Below are 16982 nucleotides of genomic sequence, written 5' to 3' on the forward strand. Positions count from 1 at the left end.
GATGGTCCGCCCCACGCCCGGCCTGCCGGCCAAGGAGAGCTCGCTGACGTTGGAACGCGGGCTCAGCCTGCTCCAGGCGGTCGCCGACGCCGAGACCGAAGCGCCGTCGATCAGCGATCTCGCCGCCACCGTCGGCGTCAGCCGGGCCGCCGTCTACCGGCTGCTCGGGCCGTTGCAGCGGCGCGGGCTGGTGCGGCGCGAGGGGTCGCGGGTCCGGCTCGGGCTGGGCGTGCTGTGGCTGGCCGGTCGCGTGCTGCCGCAGATGCGCGCCGCCTCGCTGCCCGCGCTGCGGGCGCTGGCCGAACGGGTCGGTGCGACCGTGCACCTGACCGTCGCCGACGGCGGCGAGGCGCAGGCCGTCGCGGTGGTCGAACCGTCGTGGACGAACTACCACGTGTCCTACCGGGTGGGCACCAAGCACCCGGTGCAGCGCGGTGCCGCGGGGCAGGCCGTCGACCTGCCGCCGGGCGGGCCGCGCTGGGTCACCAGCAGCGGCGACCTGGTGTCCGGGGCGTTCGGCGTGGCCGCGCCGGTGCGGGGGGTGCCGGGGTTGCGCGCCAGCGTCGGCGTGGTCGCCCTGCAGCCGCTGGTCGCCGACGAGATCGGGCCGCTCGTCCTGGACGCCGCCGAGGCCGTCGCCGCCGCGCTGCGTTGAGTCCTCTGTGGACGCTTGACTGAACGCGGGAAAGACGCTTGGCTCGGCTGCCTGGGCGGAAGCGAGGTGGCCTCATGCGTGCGAGTCGGATCGGGGGAGCCCTCGGCGGGATGCTGCTGGTGGTGGCGGGGATGGCGCCGGCCGAAGCCCGGCCCGCGCAGGCCCCGCCGTCCTGCGACGGCGGTCCGGGCTGGGAGCTGTCGACCGACCGGTTCGACAACGACTACGCGCGCCACCCGTTCGTCGGCAACGGCTACCTCGGGCAGCGCATCCCGCCCACCGGCGCCGGGTACGCGGCCACCGGCGAGCAGACCGGGTTCCCGCTGAACACACCCCGGTTCGACGGGGCCTTCCAGGCCGGGGTGTACGGCGCGGCGCCGACCGCCCAGTCCCCGCAGCCCCGGCACGTGATCGCGGCGATCCCGACGTGGTCCGCGCTGACGCCCGGCGTCGGCGACCAGGAGTACACGTCGGCCACCCCGGCGGCGCGGATCTCGCACTACCGGCAGACGCTCAACGTCCGCTGCGGCTTCGTCCGCACCTCGCTGACCTGGACCACCCCGGACGGCCGGGCCACCGACCTGGACTACGAGGTGCTCGCCGACCGGGCCGACCCGCACGTCGGCGCGGTGCGGCTGCGGATGACGCCGCACTGGACCGGCCGGGCCCGGGTCACCGACGCGATCGATGGCGCGGGCGCCCGCCGGATGCAGCCGACCGGCGGCGCCGGGGACGGGGAGACCGTGCACGTCGGCTACCGGACCGACGGCGTCGGGGCCACCGGCACCGTGGCGTCCACCCTGACCTCCGATGTGGATGCGCCGCGGCGGCACCGGGTCGACGGGCTGACCGCGCGGCAGACCGCGGAATTCGACGTCCGCAGCGGCCGGAGCTACGAGTTCACCAAGTTCGTCGGAGCCGACACCTCGCCCGCGGCGGTCGCCGAGTCGAAGGCCGCGGCCGAGCGCGGCTGGGACGCGCTGTTCGCCGAGCACGCCGCGCAGTGGCTCCGGCTGTGGCGCAGCGACGTGCGGGTGCCCGGGCGCCCGGACCTGCAGGACGCGCTGCGCTCCACCCGGTACGCGGTGCTGTCCAGCGTCCGCGCCGGGCAGGCCGGCAGCATCCCGCCCGCCGGGCTGAGCAGCGACAACTACGCCGGGTTGGTCTTCTGGGACGCCGAGCTGTGGATGTACCCGAGCCTGCTGCTGCAGGACCCGGAACTGGCCCGCTCGGTCGTCGCCTACCGGGAGCGCACGCTGCCCGCCGCGCAGCGCAACGCCCGGTCGATCGGGCAGCAGGGCGCGTTCTACCCGTGGACCAGCGCGGACACCGGGGACCTGCAGTCCGACTGCCACAGCTGGGACCCGCCGCACTGCCTGACGCAGAACCACCTGCAGAGCGACGTCGCGCTCGCGGCCTGGCAGTACTACCTGGCCACCGGGGACCGGCAGTGGTTGCGCGACCACGGGTGGCCGGTGCTGCGCGCCGTCGCCCAGTACTGGGCGGGGCGGGTCACCGCGAACCCCGACGGCAGCTACTCGATCCGCGACGTCGCCGGTCCCGACGAGTACAGCAACGGCGTGAACGACGGCGTGTTCACCAACGCCGGGGCGGCCACCGCGCTGCGGCGGGCCACCGAGGTGGCCCGCTTGGTCGGCGACCAGGCGCCGCCGGAGTGGAACCGCATCGCCGACCGGCTGCGCATCCCGTTCGACCCGCAGCAGCAGGTCTTCCTGCAGTACGACGGGTACCGGGGCGGCACCATCAAGCAGGCCGACACGGTGCTGTTGCAGTACCCGCTGGAATGGCCGATGCCGCCGCAGGTCGCGGCCAAGACGCTGGACTACTACGCGCAGCGCACCGACCCCGACGGCCCGGCCATGACCGACGCGGTGCACGCCATCGACGCCGCCGCCACCGGGGAGCCGGGCTGCGCCGCGAACACCTACCTGGACCGGTCGATCGAACCGTTCGTCCGCGAGCCGTTCGCGCAGTTCTCCGAGGCGCGCGGAACCCGGGCGGGGCAGGGGGCGGGTGCCCCGGCGCTGAACTTCCTCACCGGTGGCGGTGGGTTCCAGCAGGTCTTCACGAACGGCCTGACCGGATTGCGGCTGCGCGCCGACGGCGTCGCGCTGGACCCGATGCTCCCGCCGCAGCTGCCCGACGGGGTCGAGCTGACGGGTCTGCACTGGCAGGGCAGGACGTTCGACGTGCGGGTCGATCCGCAGGCGAGCACCGTGGCGCTGCGCTCCGGCGCCCCGTTCGCGGTGCACGCGCCGGACGGGGACCACGTGGTCAGCCAGGCGGCCCCGCTGGTGCTCAAGACGCGGCGCCCGGACCTGGTGCCGACCGACGACCTCGCGCGCTGCAAGGCCGCGAGCGCCACGTCCGAGGAACCCGGCAGGTTCGCCGAAGCCGCCGTCGACGGCAGCTCGACGACCGCGTGGGCCCTCGACGGCGACACCGGCTCGCTGACCGTGGACCTCGGCGCACCGCGGTCGATCTCGCACATCGATCCGAAGTGGACGGACGTGGCGCCGGTGCGCCACCGGGTGCTCACCTCCGTCGACGGCAGGCACTTCGTCCCGGCGGCCGAGGAACTCCCGCTGCCGCGCCAGGTGCGGTACGTCCGCGTCGAGCTGACCGGTCCCGGCGGCGACAAGCACGCGGGAGTGCGGGAGCTCGAAGTCCGCGGTCCGTAGCGGCGATCAGGTCGCCGGGAGGCGCAGCACCAGGCGGGCGCCCGAGTCGTGGTCGCCGACCTGGAGCGTCCCGCCGTGGACCCCGGCGACCTCGCGGGCCCGCACCCGGACCCGCGCCGTCGGAGCCCGCGCAGCAGGTCGTTCCGGCGATCCCGCGAGTGCCCGCGCACGCCACCCGGCCGGCACTGCTGGGCTGACCCGATCGGGTCGCGGGCGGGGGGTCGGTGACCGTCCGCGACCCGATCTCGAATCGGGGGCTTCCGCCCAGCTCAGCGAGTTGGTAGAACGAGAAGAACGCATCGCGTGCGGCCGTTGGGACCAAGGTCCCGAAACGTCCGGGACCCCCGTCCGGGGGATAAGGGACCGCTGCCCCTGCGGCGGCGGAGACCCCGGCGGCAGGGTGGATGACGTGGATCTGCTCGACATCGCCCGCTGGCAGTTCGGCATCACGACCGTCTACCACTTCCTGATGGTCCCGCTGACCATCGGGCTGGCGATCCTGGTCGCCGCCATGCAGACCGCCTGGTACCGGACCGGCCAGCCGCGGTACCTGAAGATGACCAAGTTCTGGGGCAAGTTGATGCTGATCAACTTCGCCATGGGCGTGGTCACCGGGATCGTGCAGGAGTTCCAGTTCGGGATGGCCTGGAACGCCTACTCCCGGTTCGTCGGCGACGTCTTCGGCGCGCCGCTGGCGATGGAGGGCTTGATCGCCTTCTTCGTCGAGTCGACCTTCCTGGGGCTGTGGATCTTCGGCTGGGACCGGCTGTCCAAGCGCGTGCACCTGGCCTGCGCGTGGGCGTTCTCGCTGGCCACCGTGGCGTCGGCGTTCTTCATCCTGGCCGCCAACTCCTGGATGCAGCACCCCGTGGGCATCGAGTTCGTCGACGGCCGGCCGCGACTGACCTCGATCTGGGCGGTGCTGGGCAACAACACCGTGCTCGCCGCGTTCCCGCACACCGTCTTCGGCTGCTTCGCGGTCGCCGGGGCGTTCCTGGTCGGCATCGCCGCCTGGAAGATCGCGAGCAAGCACCGCCACTCCGATCCGGACGACGAGGACCGCAAGGTGTGGCACACCTCGTTGCGGATGGGCGCCTGGGTCGGCCTCGTCGCGTTCGCCGGACTGGCGATCTCCGGCGACGTGCAGGGCAAGCTGATGTTCGAGCAGCAGCCGATGAAGATGGCCTCCGCCGAGGCGCTGTGCCACAGCGAGGCCCCCGCCAGCTTCTCGATCTTCGCCATCGGCGACGTCAGCCGCCCCGACTGCGAGGGCGTCAAGAGCTTCACCGTGCCCTACATCCTGTCGTTCCTGGCCAACGGCGACTTCTCCAGCGAGGTCCGGGGCGTCGAGCAGCTGGTGCCGGAGTACCAGCACAAGTACGGCACGCACTACCCGGACGACCCGCGGATGGGGGCGTTCGCCGGGCAGCCGATCAAGTACGTCCCGAACCTGCCGGTCACCTACTGGGGCTTCCGGTTCATGATCGGCTTCGGCGGGCTCGCCGCGCTGGGCGCGGTCGCCGTGCTGTGGCTGACCCGCGAGCAGCGGTTCCCGAAGGGCCGGTGGTGGGCTCCGCTGGCCGTGCTGGGCATCGGTGCGCCGTTCGTCGGCAACATCGCGGGCTGGGTGTTCACCGAGATGGGCCGCCAGCCGTTCGTGGTGGCGCCGAACCCGAACCCGTCCGGCGTCGACGGGGTGTGGATGTTCACCGCCCAGGCGGTGTCCGGGAACCTCGCTCCCGGCGAGATCCTGACCTCGGTGATCGCGCTGACCGCGCTGTACGGCGTGCTCGCGGTCGTGGAGATCTTCCTGATGGTCCGCTTCGTGCGCGGCGGGGTGGAGAGCGTGATGCCGCCCGAACCTCCCGAGGACGAGAAGTCCGAAGCCCTGTCGTTCGCCTACTGACGAGGAACCCGCGATGGATCTGCCCACCTTCTGGTTCTGCGTGATCGCCCTGTTCTGGGGCGGCTACCTCTTCCTTGAGGGCTTCGACTTCGGCGTCGGCATGCTGCTGCCGATCCTGGGGCGGGATGAGACCGAGCGGCGCGTGCTGATCAACACCATCGGACCGGTGTGGGACGGCAACGAGGTGTGGCTGATCGTCGCCGGCGGCGCCACGTTCGCCGCGTTCCCCGGCTGGTACGCCTCGCTGTTCAGCACCGCATACCTGCCGCTGCTGCTGTTGCTGCTGGTGCTGATCGGGCGCGGCGTGGCGTTCGAGTACCGCGGCAAGGTCGACACGCCCCGGTGGCGGCGCACCTGGGACGTGGTGATCGTGCTGGCCTCCTGGATCTCGCCGCTGGTCGTCGGACTGGTGCTGACGGCGAACGTGTTCGGCCTCCCGCTGAACGCGATCGGCGACCGGGTCGGCGGCTGGTGGACGATCTTCAGCGGGCCCAGCGTTCTCGGCGCGCTCGCGGTGTGCGGCTTCTCGCTGCTGCACGGCGCGATGTTCCTGGCGCTCAAGACCGAGGGCGAGGTGCACCGCCGGGCCCGGCGGTTCGCGCTGGTGGGCGGCGTGCCGCTGCTGGCCCCGCTGGTCGCGCTGCTGCTCGTGGTGCAGCTGCGCGAGGGCCCGACCTGGACGTGGGCACCGCTGGTGGTCGCCGTGGTCGCCGCGCTGGTCGCGCTCGCCCGGATGTGGCGGTCCCGCGACGGCCAGGCGTTCACGTTCCAGGGCGTGGCCCTGGTGGCCGTGGTGGTGACGCTGTTCGGCGCGCTGTGGCCGAACGTCCTCCCGTCCACCCTGGACCCGGCGTTCTCGCTGACCGTGGAGCACACCGCGTCCAGCCCGTACACGCTGACCGTGATGACCTGGGTCGCCGCGTTCGGCGCCCCGGCCGTGCTGGTCTACCAGGCGTGGACGTACTGGGTGTTCCGCAAGCGCATCGGGACCAAGCACATCCCGCCGGTGCACGCGCCGTCATGAGCCGGTCCGCGTCGCCCCTCGGCGCGCTGCCGCGGCTGTCCGCGTCGGCGCGCCGGGCGCTGCTGGTGGGCGGGATCCTGGCCGCGGCCCACGCGGCGGCGCTGATCGTGCAGGCGTGGTCGCTGGCGAGCGCCCTGGCCGCCGTGGTCTCGCACGGCGCCCGGCCGGACGCCATCAGCGGGTACCTCGCGGTGCTCGCCGGGGCGGTCGTGGCGCGGGCGGTGCTCGGCTGGGCCACCGAGACGGTGTCCGCGCGCGCCGCCGCGGGTGCGAAGGAGGAACTGCGCGCCCGGCTGCTCGACGCCGCGCTGCGGCGGGGTCCGGAGTGGATCCGCGAACGCGGCGCCGCGCAGGTGACCGCGCTGGCCACCAAGGGGCTCGACGCGCTGGACGCCTACTTCACCAAGTACCTCCCGGCGCTGGTCACCGCCGCGGTCGTGCCGCCGCTGGTGGGCGCCTGGATCCTGTTCTCCGACTGGGTCTCCGCGCTGGTCGTGGTGCTCACGGTGCCGCTGGTGCCGCTGTTCGCCTGGCTCGTCGGCAAGTACACCGAGCAGCGCACCTCCCGCGCGGCCGACGCGGTGCAACGGCTGTCCGGTCAGCTGCTCGAACTCGTCCGCGCGCTGCCGGTGCTCACCGCCTTCGGACGGGCCCGCGCCCAGGGCGCCGTGGTCCGGCGGGTCAGCGACAACCACCGGCGGACCACCGTCGCGACGCTGCGCATCGCGTTCCTGTCCGCGCTGGTCCTGGAGCTGCTGTCGTCGCTGTCGGTGGCCGTGGTCGCGGTGGGCATCGGGTTGCGCCTGGTCTCCGGCGAACTCGACCTCGCCACCGGGCTGCTCGTGCTGGTGCTGGCCCCGGAGTGCTACCTGCCGCTGCGCGCCGCGGGTGCCGCCCACCACGCCAGCGAGGACGGCGTCGAGGCCGTGCACCGGGTGGCGGAGATCGTGGACGGGACGCCGGAGGGCGGTGGGCACGACGTTCCGCCCGACGACGCGACGCTGCGGGTGCGCGGGCTGCGGGTCCGGCGGCGCGGCGGTGCCGCACCGGACGGGATCAGCTTCACCGCCCGGCCGGGCGAGATCGTGCGGCTGGAGGGCTTCGACGGGATCGGGCCGAGCGGGAGCGGGAAGTCCACCACGTTGTCCGCGCTGCTCGGCTTCACCGCACCGGACGGCGGCGAGATCACCTGCGGCGGCGTGGACGTCGGGCGGTTCGACCGGGCGCTGTGGCGGCGCCGGATCGCCTGGGTGCCGCAGCACCCGACGTTCACCGGCGGCACTGTCGCGGACGAACTCCGCGTCGCCGTCGCCGACCAGCCGGCGGGCACCGACGCCGGGTTGGACGACGTCCTCGCCGACGTCGCCGCGGGCCACCTGCGGGACCGGCGGGTCGACGAGCTGTCCACCGGGGAGCGCCAGCGCGTGGCGGTCGCCCGGGCGCTGCTGCGCACCCGGGGCGAGGCCGCGATCCTGCTGCTCGACGAACCCACCGCGCACCTCGACGCCTCGACCGCCCACCGGGTCGACGCCGCGATCCGCCGCGCCGCCGACGCGGGCGCCGCGGTGGTGCTCGCCAGCCACCGCGCCGCCGCGGGCGCCGGCGAACCGGAACCGGTCCCGGAGCCCCCGCGCACCGCCGCCGCCGACCTGCCGCCCGCGCGCGGTCGGCTGCGCGACCTGGTCACGCCGCGCACCCTGTTCGGCGTCGCCCTGGGCGCGCTGTCCCTGCTGTCCGGGCTGGCCCTGACCGCGACCTCGGCCTGGCTGATCGCGCGGGCGTCGCAGCAGCCGCCGATCCTCACGCTGTCGGTGGCGGTGGTCGGGGTGCGCACCTTCGCGCTGTCCCGCGCGGTGCTGCGCTACGCCGAACGCCTCGTCACGCACGACGCGGCGTTCCGCATGTCCGGCGAGCTCCGGGAACGGTTGTGGGACGCGCTGGTCCGCCTCGGCCCGGTGCGCACCGCGGCGCTGCGCCGCGGCGAAGGGGTCGCCCGGCTCGTCGACGACGTCGACGCGGTGCGCGACCTGGTGCCGCGCGTGCTGCTGCCACCGCTGGTCGCGGTGGTCGTGGCCGTCGCGGCGGTGGTGCTCCAGGCGTTCGTGCTGCCGGAGGCCGGTGCGCTGCTCGCCGGTGCGCTGCTCGCCGCGTGCGTCGCCGCCCCGCTGGCCGCGGTCGCAGCCGAGCGCCGCGCCAGCGCCGCCGCGGCCGAGGGTCGACGTCGCGTCGCCGCGCGCGTCCTCGCACTGCTCGACGGCTCCGCCGAACTGCTCGCCTTCGGTGCGCACGCGGCGCGGCGCGCCGAGCTGGCCGCCGAGGACCGGCGGCTCGCGTCCCGCGCCCGCCGCGCCGCCTTCGGCGCCGGAGCGGCGACGGCCGCGAGCACCCTGCTCGTCGGCGTCGCGATCGTCGGCAGCGCGTGGTTCGCGGCTCGGGCGGTCGCCGAGGGCCGCCTGGCCCCGGAACTCGCCCCGGTGCTGGGCCTGGTGCCGCTGGCGGCGGCGGAGGCCGTCGCGCTGCTCGCGCCCGCGGCGCAGCAGTGGCGTCCGCTGCGCGAGGCGCAGGCGCGCCTGGTGCCGCTGCTCCGGGCGGAGCCGGACGGTGCGGCGACCCCGGAGCGCGGCGGGGACGTGGAACTCGCCGACGTCGACGCCCGGTGGCCCGGCGCGGCCGAGCCCGCGTTGCGGGGCGCGCGGGTGCGCATCCCGGCGGGGACGCACGTCGCGGTCGTCGGACCGTCGGGTGGCGGGAAGTCGACGCTGGTGGCGGTGCTGCTCGGCGCGCTCGGCGCCGAACGCGGCCGGGTGCGGGCACCGGAGCGCCCCGCCTGGTGCCCGCAGGACCCGCAGCTGGTGTCCACGACGATCCGGGAGAACCTGCGCCTGGCGGCCCCGGACGCGTCCGACCAGCGGCTGGTGGAGGCGCTGCGGCTGGCGGGCCTGCCGGGCTGGGGCGACCGGCTCGACACCCCGGTCGGCGCGGGCGGCTCGGCGCTGTCCGGCGGGGAGGCGCAGCGGGTCGCGCTGGCCCGCGCGCTGCTGGTCGCCGACGCCGAACTGGTGCTGCTCGACGAGCCGACCGCGCACCTGGACGTGCCGACGGCGGACGCCCTGCTCGTCCGCCTGCGCCGCGCGCTGCGCGATCGCACGGTGATCCACGTGACGCACCGCTGGTCGGAGACCGCGCACGCGGACGTGGTGCTGCGGGTGGAGGGCGGTGAGATCACGGTCGTCCGCGACGCGGACGGCGCCCTAATCCCCGGCTGACCCTGTGACCTGCGTCGTCGATGACGGCGATCGTCCATCCGGGAGCTATAGCCTCGTGTTCGTCATGGATTCCACGCTCGCCAGGCAGGTGCTGCTGGCCTCCACCGAGATCACCAGGGTGGCGCTGTCCGCGCAGGACCCCGAGGCGGTCCTGCCCATGGTCGTGCGCCACGCCGCCGAACTCGCCGAGGCCGACCTGGGCGTCGTTACCGTGCGCGGCGACGACGGGCGGCTCACCGTCGAGGCCGCCTACGGCGCGCCCTCGGCGACCAGCCCGTTGCACGACCCCGTCGGCACGGTGCTCTCCTCGCGGTCCGCGGCGGCGCGCGTGGCCCGCAGCGGCGTGCCCGTCGTCGTCGACGACCTGATCGACGACCCGCTGACCGCTCCCTACGTGCCGCCCGCGCTGCGCGTCTACGGCCCGTTCGCGGTCGCGCCCTTCGGCACCCGGGAGCGGCGGCTCGGCGCGCTCGCGGTGTACCGGCGGCGCGGTGCCAGCATCTTCACCCGGGTCGCGGTGGACGTGCTGACCTCGTTCGCGGCGCAGGCCGGGCTCGCCCTGGTGCTCGCCGAGGGGTCCACCGCGCGCCAGCGGATCGCCGTCTACCAGGAGCGCGAACGCATCGCCCGGGACCTGCACGACGTGATCGTGCAGCGGCTGTACGCGGCCGGCGTGCAGCTCGACGTGCTGCAGCGCAGGCTCGCCGACCGGGTCGACGACGCCGACGCCCGGCGGCTGTCGGAGACCGTCGAGCAGATCGACCAGGCCATCGCCGAGGTCCGGGAGACCGCGCGCACCCTGCGCTCGGCCGACCCGGAGACCCCCACGTGCACGACCGCGTTGGACGACTCCATGCGCGCCGAGGTGCGCATCGCGGGGGAACTGCTCGGCCGCCCGCCGCAGCTGGAGATCGACGGCGATCTGGCCGCGGTCCCGGTGGCGGTCGCGGACCACGCGCGGGCCGCGCTGCGCGAGGCGCTGTCCAACGTGGTCCGCCACTCCGGCGCGGGGACCGTCCTGGTCCGGGTCCGCTGCACGCACTCCGGTCTGCGCCTGCAGGTCGTCGACGACGGCTGCGGAATCCCGCGCGACGTCAGCAAGCGCGGCCTGCGCAACCTGGAGGAGCGGGCGGTCGCGGCCGGGGGACGCTGCGCCATCACGTCCTCCCCGGACAGCGGCACCACGGTGACCTGGGAAGTCCCGCTGAGCTGAGCCTTTGAGCGTCTTGTGAACTCGGTGTGCGTGGCGGTGCCGGCTGCGAGACCACTCACCAGAGCAGGGGAAAGCAGCTCGTCCTCGCCTGCGCCGTTGCGGACCTGTTCGAAGACAGTCAGGTCGACGACTGGCGGCGGGCGACCCAGGCGGCGGCCTGGGTGCGGCGTTCCATGCCGAGCTTGGCCAGCACCGCCGTCACGTAGTTCTTGACCGTCTTCTCCGCGAGGAACATCCGCTCGGCGATCTGGCGGTTCGTCAGGCCCTCGCCGATCAGCTCCAGCACCCGGCGCTCGCGCTCGGTGAGCACGGCGAGCTCGTCCGGTTCCGGGTTGCTGGCCTGGCGCAGCCGGTCCAGGACGCGCGCCGTGGTCACCGGGTCCAGCAGCGAGCGGCCCGCGGCGACCTCCCGCACGGCGTTCACCAGGTCCTGCCCGCGGACCTGCTTGAGCAGGTAGCCGGACGCCCCGGCGTTGATCGCGCCGACCAGCGCCTGCTCGTCGTCGAAGGCGGTGAGCACCAGGCAGTGCGGGGCGTCGGGCAGCTCGCGCAGCCGACGGCACAGCTGCAGGCCGTCGCCGTCGGGCAGCCGCATGTCGATGACCGCGACGTCCGGCCGGGTCGCCTGCGCCCGCACCATGGCCTCGTCGACCCCGCCCGCCTCCGCGACGACCTCGACGTCGTCCTCGGTGTCGAGCAGGTCCCGCAACCCCCGGCGCACGACCTCGTGATCGTCGACAAGAAGTACCCGCACTGGCACGGGGTCCACGCTACGGACGCGCGCCGACCCGGGCGCGCTCAGGGTCACCTGACCCGAAGGGATTTCAGGACTTGCTGGCTTTCCGCTTCGCGGTCTTGGCGGCGCTCCTGGTGCGGGCCTTGGCCTTGCGGGCGCGGCGCCGAGCCCGCCAGCCCATGGACGGTTTGCCGCCGGTGTCGGCGGCCGAGATGAGCAGCCCGCCGAGCAGCCCGAGGTTCTTGAGGAAGTGGATCTGCTGCTCGGTGCGCTGCCCGGCGTCCTCGTACTCCCACCACGAGTGCCCGGCGAACGTCGTGGGGATGACGCTGCACGCCAGCGCCGCCGAGGACAGGCGGGGGAACCGGCCGAGCGCCAGCATGGTCCCCGCGCCGATCTTCACGGCCGCGTCGATGCGCACCAGCGTCTCCGGATCGGTCGGGAGCTGCTCGGGCAGGGAGACGTCACCGAGGGTCCGGTCCAGCAGGTGCGCGGTGGCCTTGGCGTGGTCGGGAGTGTTGCGCAGCGCGTTGATCCCGCCGTAGACGAACGTCGCCGCGAGCAACGGGCGGGCCAGACGGCGAAGCAGCATCGGGGCACCTCCTGGATGATCGGCCGTTGCACCCGACCGTACTCATTCGCCACGGCCTCCGCGCGGTCACAGCTGGTCGACCGGTGCGAACACCTCGTCCCAGGCCGCGGCGACCTGCCGGGCGCACAGTTCCGGCGGCACACCGCCGACCCCGGTGCCCAGTCCGGGCATGGCGACCGAACGGACGACCTGCCGCACCGGCGCGCCGTTCTCCAGCACCCCGTCGGCCCACAGGCGCAGCACCGCGCGCGCCGCGAGGTAGGGGTGCACGGTGTCCGCGGGCAGCCGTTCCCCCGGCTCCCGCATGGTCGGCGCGCTGAACAGCCAGATCGGGTTGGGCACCCCGGTGGGCACCAGCAGCGCCTCGCCCACGGGGAGCTCGCCGCCGTGGTAGGCGAGCACGGCGCTGCGCACCTGCTGCTCCACCTCGGGGAAGGCGCGGGCGTAGACGGCGTCGATGCCGCCGCGCATCCAGCCGTAGGAGTTCGCCGGGCTCACCACCGCGTCGATGCCCAGGTCCAGCACCGAACCGTGGTGGACGGCCAGTCCCGCCCGGTTCTCGGCGATCTCGTGCCAGGCTGCGGCCAGCGGCTCGTCCAACGCGCACAGGACGAGTTGCAGCTCCGGCTCCGCTCCTTCCGTCGAGCGCTCCGAATCCGCGGTCACGTCCCACAGCATCGCAGGAATGTCCGCGCGGGTGGCATTGGGTAGGTCACACCCCGCCCGGAACGACGATCACCGCCCCGGGTGGCGCGGCCCACATCCTGGCCCCCTTAGGCTGGTCACGTGCCAGACATCGCGTATCTCGGCCCGCCGGGCACGTTCACCGAGCAGGCGACCCGGACCCTGACCGAGGGGTTCGACGCCGCACTCGTCCCCTACGACACCGTTCCGCTGGCGCTGGCCGCGGTCCGCTCCGGTGACGTGCTGGCGGCGGGCGTGCCGGTGGAGAACTCGGTCGAGGGCGCGGTGCCTGCCACGATGGACGCGCTCGTCACGGGCGAACCGCTCGTCGCGGTGGGGGAGGCGATGCTGCCGGTGCGGTTCGACGTGCTGGCCCGCCCCGGCACCGAGCTCGACAAGATCGGCACGGTCGCCAGCCATCCGCACGCGCTGGCGCAGGTCCGCGGCTGGTTGGAGGCGAACCTGCCGGGCGCCGACGCGATCGCCACCAAGTCCACCGCCGCCGCGGCGGCCGCGGTGCGGGCGGGGGAGTTCGACGCGGCGATCAGCGCGCCGGTGGCCCTGGAGCACTACCCCGAGCTGGATCGGCTCGTCGAGGGGGTCGCCGACGTGCCGGACGCGCTCACCCGGTTCGCGCTCGTGCGCCGCCCGGGCGTGCTGCCGGATCCCACCGGGGCGGACCGGACCTCGGTGGCCGCGGTGATCACCGACGAGGTGGGGGCGCTGTCCGAGCTGCTGTCCGAACTGTCGCTGCGCGGCATCAACTTGAGCCGCATCGAGTCCCGCCCGACCAAGGACCGGCTCGGCGAGTACCGGTTCTTCCTGGACTTCGACGGTCACGTGGCGGACGCGCGGGTCGGCGATGCGCTGACCGCGCTGCGCCGCCGGTGCAGCGAGGTCCGCTTCCTGGGCTCCTACCCGAAGGCGGACCGGTCGCCGGCCTCGGTGCGCCCCTCCGCGTCCGAGCAGGCGTTCCAGGAATCCGCGCAGTGGTTGGAGGACGTGCGCGCGGGACGACTGGCATGAGCGGACCGCTGCTGTCCGCTCCCGGCACCCCGATCCGCCTGATCCTCGCCCGCCACGGCCAGACCCCGGCCAACGTCGACCACGTGCTGGACACCTTGCCGCCCGGCCCCGGCCTGACCGACCTGGGCCGTCGGCAGGCGGCGGAACTGGCCGACCGGCTCGCCGGGGAGAAGGTCGTCTCGGTGCACGCCAGCCGCGCGCTGCGGGCGCAGCAGACCGCCGCACCGCTGGCGCGGCGCCACGGGTTGTCGGTCGAGGTCGCCGACGGCACGCACGAGATCTACGTCGGCGAGCTGGAGAAGCGCGGTGATCCCGACGCGCTGCGGACGTTCGACGAGGTGTACGCGGAGTGGCACGCCGGGCGGCTGGACCGGCCGATGCCGGGCGGCGAGACCGGTCGGCAGGCCGTGGACCGGTTCGTCGGCTCGGCCCGGCGCGTCCTCGACGACGGCCTCACCAGCGGTGCGGTCGTGCTGGTCAGCCACGGGGCGATGCTGCGCCTGGTGGCGGTTCGGCTGGCCGCCAACATCACCGCGGACGAGGCGGAGCGCGTCCACCTGCCCAACACCGGGCTCATCGTGCTCGAACCCGACCCGGACACCGCCACCGGCTGGCGGTGCAGCCAGTGGGACGGCCTGGACCCGAACTGACGGGTTCGCGGAGCTGTCTGCGGGCTCGCCGGAAGCGGGTGGCGCGACTTGCCGCGCCCCCTCCGGCGCCAGCTTCGAGGTTTGAGTGCTGTCTTCGAACTTGGTTCCGACGGGTCGTGGTAAGCGGCGACAGCCGCTTTCTCTTTCGGTGAGTGGTCTCGCCGCTGGCACCGCCGCGGGTTCTCAGCGGTCGTCTCGCGAGGACAGCCCCGACGCCGTGTATTGGGCATACATCAGGAGGGGCTCCCGGAGCCGATGTGACTGCGGCGCGCAGCGCATCCTTGGGGGGCGGTGGTCGGGCGACGGGCGGGCCGCTGAGGTCCCGCCACCGGCACCGCCACCCAAAACGAGTTCAAAGACAGGCTCTGATCAACCCCAGCCGAGCCGGTGCAGCTTCTCGTCGTCGATGCCGAAGTGGTGGGCGATCTCGTGCAGCACCGTCACGGCGATCTCGTCGACCACCTCGTCCTCGCTGCCGCACATCTCCAGCAGCGGCGCGCGGTAGACGGTGATGCGGTCGGGCAGCACCCCGGCGTAGGTGCTGTCCCGCTCGGTCAACGCGATGCCCTCGTAGAGCCCGAGCAGTCCGGGGTCGTCGGGGTGGCGGTCCTCGACCAGCACGACCACGTTGTTCATCGCGGCGGCGAACTCCTCGGGGAGCAGGTCCAGGGCGTCGCCGACGAGCTCGTCGAACCGCGTTCGGGTCATCTCCACCGGCATGTGCCCGTTGTACCCGAAAAGTCCGTCAGCGGGGTTGTCCGGCGGGCACGCCCGGTTCCGGCGAACCGGTGTCCTGCGGCGCGGGTTGGTCGCCCACCTGCACCTCGCCCTTGACGCTGCCGGTGACCGGCGCGAGTCCGCTGCCGTCCGGCAGCTGGGCGCTGACCTTGCAGTTCACCTGCCGCGACCCGGCGTTCCAGCTCTCCTCGCGGAGCGTGTCCCAGTAGGGCACCAGGCCCTTGTCGTGCGCGGCGGTCGCCCCGCCCGCGTACCCGCCGGTCAGCTCCTCGCACCGAGCGGCCAGGAAGTGGTCCTGGTCGTCCTCGGCCGGGAAGCCGCCGGGGAACTGCTCCCCGAGGTTCACCAGCCCGGTGATCTCCACCGAGTGCGGCTGCGAGCAGTCCACCGGGTCCCACACCGCGGTGCCGTTGATGCCCAGGCAGCGGCCCACCGGGTAGGTGTTGGACTGGTCGACCTTCGAGGCGCTGCCGCTGGTCCGGTAGAGCTTGCCGGACGGTCCGGGCTGCTGGAGCCCGCAGTGCAGGACCCGGTCGCCGGCGTTCCAGCCCTGCTCGCTCGGGGTGAACGCGCCGACCGCGAACCGCCCGTGCGGGTCGAACCGCCCCGACAGGAACTGCTGGGACACCGGGGTGCACCGCTCCTGCTTGATCTGCTGCCACTGCTCGGTGTCCGGGAACGGCGCGCGGTCCGGGAACTGGTCGCGCATGTCGGCCTTGCCGGTGGCCTCGAACAGGTGCGGGCGGTCGCACGCGACCGCGCCGATGTCCGCGGCGTCGGGTTCGGTCCAGTTCAGGCAGGTGCCCGCGCGGGCGTCGAAGACCACCCGCGGTGCGGGGGAGGAGCCGATCCGGCCGGGTCCGCCGACCTCGCCCCCGACCGGCCAGTTCAGCAGGGCGCTGACCACCAGCACCAACAGCGCTCCGAGCGTCGCCGCGACCATGATCAGCCGGGCGTTCGGCGTCGTGCGCCGGGGACGGGGAGAGGGGGCGGGTCCGGACATCGATCACATCATGCCTCGCGGGGCGCGCGATCGGCCGCAAGCTCGCCCGCGACTTTGTTGCCCGGTCGTGCCCCGCCGTGTCCCCCGACTAGGTAACGTGGCGCGGGGGAGTGGGCGAATGACGGAAAACGGAAAGCCAGTGGCAGACGACGGTGCGCACGAGCCCGAGGAGCAGGGCGCGCAGGAGCAGGGACCGCGGCAGGGCCGGATCCGCTACCAGGATCCGGAGACGACCCAGGCCCGGGAGCCGACGCTGGCCGAGCAGCGCGCCCGGATCGCGGCCGAGAAGCGCCGCGAGGAGCAGCGGCAGGCCGAGCTCGCCGCGGCGGAGCGCAAGTCGCAGACCCGCCGACGGGTGATGATCGGCGGCGGCGCCACGGTCGGCGTCGTCGCGCTGGTGGCCGCGCTCTACTCGGCGTCCGAGGTCAGCAACCAGGCCAACGCGGTGAGCCGGTACTGCGGGGCGGACCAGCACGGCCAGGCCACCGTGCAGAGCGACCAGTTCTGCGACGAGCACTACGTCACCACGCACGGCGGGCACGTCGACCACCACACCGGCATGTTCTTCATGCCGATCGTCCTGCCGGGCGGCGGCTTCGGCGGCTTCCAGTCCTACCGCTACGGCTACACCGACCCCGGTGCGCCCCCGCCCCGGGTGGGGCAGACGGTGCCGCACGCGAACTACTCCAAGCCGTCCGGCAGCACGATCAAGGACAGCACCGGGAAGACCGTGCAGCGCGGTGGTTTCGGGATCAGCAGCAAGAGCGGCAGCAGCGGGAGCTGACGG

14 protein-coding genes are annotated in these 16982 nt (G+C 74.0%); 9 read left to right on the forward strand and 5 right to left on the reverse strand.

Annotated elements, in window-relative coordinates:
* Position 1 precedes the first annotated feature (1 nt).
* From NV263_RS00515 to NV263_RS00540, 6 genes are all read left to right on the forward strand, one after another.
* Entirely contained in the window at positions 2-655 is a 654-nt protein-coding gene (locus NV263_RS00515) for an IclR family transcriptional regulator (RefSeq protein WP_263250369.1), read from the forward strand.
* A 74-nt stretch (positions 656-729) separates the two neighbouring features.
* Positions 730-3357 (forward strand): glycosyl hydrolase family 65 protein, encoded by a 2628-nt coding sequence (locus tag NV263_RS00520; RefSeq protein WP_263250370.1) that lies wholly within the window; start codon positions 730-732, stop codon positions 3355-3357.
* A 409-nt stretch (positions 3358-3766) separates the two neighbouring features.
* A complete protein-coding gene (locus tag NV263_RS00525; RefSeq protein WP_263250371.1) occupies positions 3767-5263 on the forward strand; it encodes a cytochrome ubiquinol oxidase subunit I in 1497 nt (498 codons plus the stop codon).
* Positions 5264-5276: 13 nt separating this feature from the next.
* Positions 5277-6287, forward strand: a complete 1011-nt coding sequence (cydB, locus tag NV263_RS00530) for a cytochrome d ubiquinol oxidase subunit II (RefSeq protein ID WP_263250372.1) — start codon at positions 5277-5279, stop codon at positions 6285-6287.
* Positions 6284-9553, forward strand: coding sequence for a thiol reductant ABC exporter subunit CydD (cydD, locus tag NV263_RS00535; protein WP_263250373.1), 3270 nt, complete (start codon positions 6284-6286; stop codon positions 9551-9553). Before cydB ends, cydD begins: the two co-directional genes overlap by 4 nt.
* 64 nt (positions 9554-9617) lie before the next feature.
* Entirely contained in the window at positions 9618-10766 is a 1149-nt protein-coding gene (locus NV263_RS00540) for a GAF domain-containing sensor histidine kinase (RefSeq protein ID WP_263250374.1), read from the forward strand.
* A gap of 118 nt (positions 10767-10884) precedes the next feature.
* On the opposite strand, the gene NV263_RS00545 is transcribed toward NV263_RS00540, so the two are convergent.
* The 3 genes from NV263_RS00545 to NV263_RS00555 form a co-directional block, all read right to left on the reverse strand.
* Positions 10885-11526, reverse strand: coding sequence for a response regulator (locus NV263_RS00545; protein WP_263250375.1), 642 nt, complete (start codon positions 11524-11526; stop codon positions 10885-10887).
* 64 nt (positions 11527-11590) lie between these two features.
* A complete protein-coding gene (locus NV263_RS00550) occupies positions 11591-12094 on the reverse strand; it encodes a DoxX family protein (RefSeq protein ID WP_263250376.1) in 504 nt (167 codons plus the stop codon).
* Between the two features lie 66 nt (positions 12095-12160).
* Complete coding sequence (locus tag NV263_RS00555; RefSeq protein WP_263250377.1) at positions 12161-12772, reverse strand: macro domain-containing protein; 612 nt, start codon at positions 12770-12772, stop codon at positions 12161-12163.
* Positions 12773-12880: 108 nt separating this feature from the next.
* Here NV263_RS00555 and pheA point away from each other — a divergent pair, with 108 nt between their 5' ends.
* Together pheA and NV263_RS00565 are read left to right on the forward strand one after the other, a co-directional pair.
* The gene (gene pheA, locus NV263_RS00560) at positions 12881-13804 is read left to right on the forward strand and encodes a prephenate dehydratase (RefSeq protein ID WP_263250378.1); all 924 of its coding nucleotides are present in this window, start codon (positions 12881-12883) and stop codon (positions 13802-13804) included.
* Complete coding sequence (locus tag NV263_RS00565) at positions 13801-14454, forward strand: histidine phosphatase family protein (RefSeq protein WP_263250379.1); 654 nt, start codon at positions 13801-13803, stop codon at positions 14452-14454. Before pheA ends, NV263_RS00565 begins: the two co-directional genes overlap by 4 nt.
* Before the next feature lie 369 nt (positions 14455-14823).
* Here the strand turns inward: NV263_RS00565 and NV263_RS00570 are convergent, their stop codons facing one another.
* The gene (locus tag NV263_RS00570) at positions 14824-15174 is read right to left on the reverse strand and encodes a metallopeptidase family protein (protein ID WP_263250380.1); all 351 of its coding nucleotides are present in this window, start codon (positions 15172-15174) and stop codon (positions 14824-14826) included.
* Positions 15175-15199: 25 nt separating this feature from the next.
* Positions 15200-16195 carry a septum formation family protein gene (locus NV263_RS00575; RefSeq protein WP_263250381.1) on the reverse strand — a complete coding sequence of 332 codons (996 nt, stop codon included), beginning with the start codon at positions 16193-16195 and terminating at the stop codon, positions 15200-15202.
* 139 nt (positions 16196-16334) lie between these two features.
* Between NV263_RS00575 and NV263_RS00580 the strand changes: the two genes are divergently transcribed.
* Positions 16335-16979 (forward strand): hypothetical protein, encoded by a 645-nt coding sequence (locus tag NV263_RS00580; protein ID WP_263250382.1) that lies wholly within the window; start codon positions 16335-16337, stop codon positions 16977-16979.
* Positions 16980-16982: the final 3 nt, after the last annotated feature.

Source organism: Saccharopolyspora rosea (genome assembly GCF_025643595.1).
GTDB lineage: Bacteria > Actinomycetota > Actinomycetes > Mycobacteriales > Pseudonocardiaceae > Saccharopolyspora > Saccharopolyspora rosea.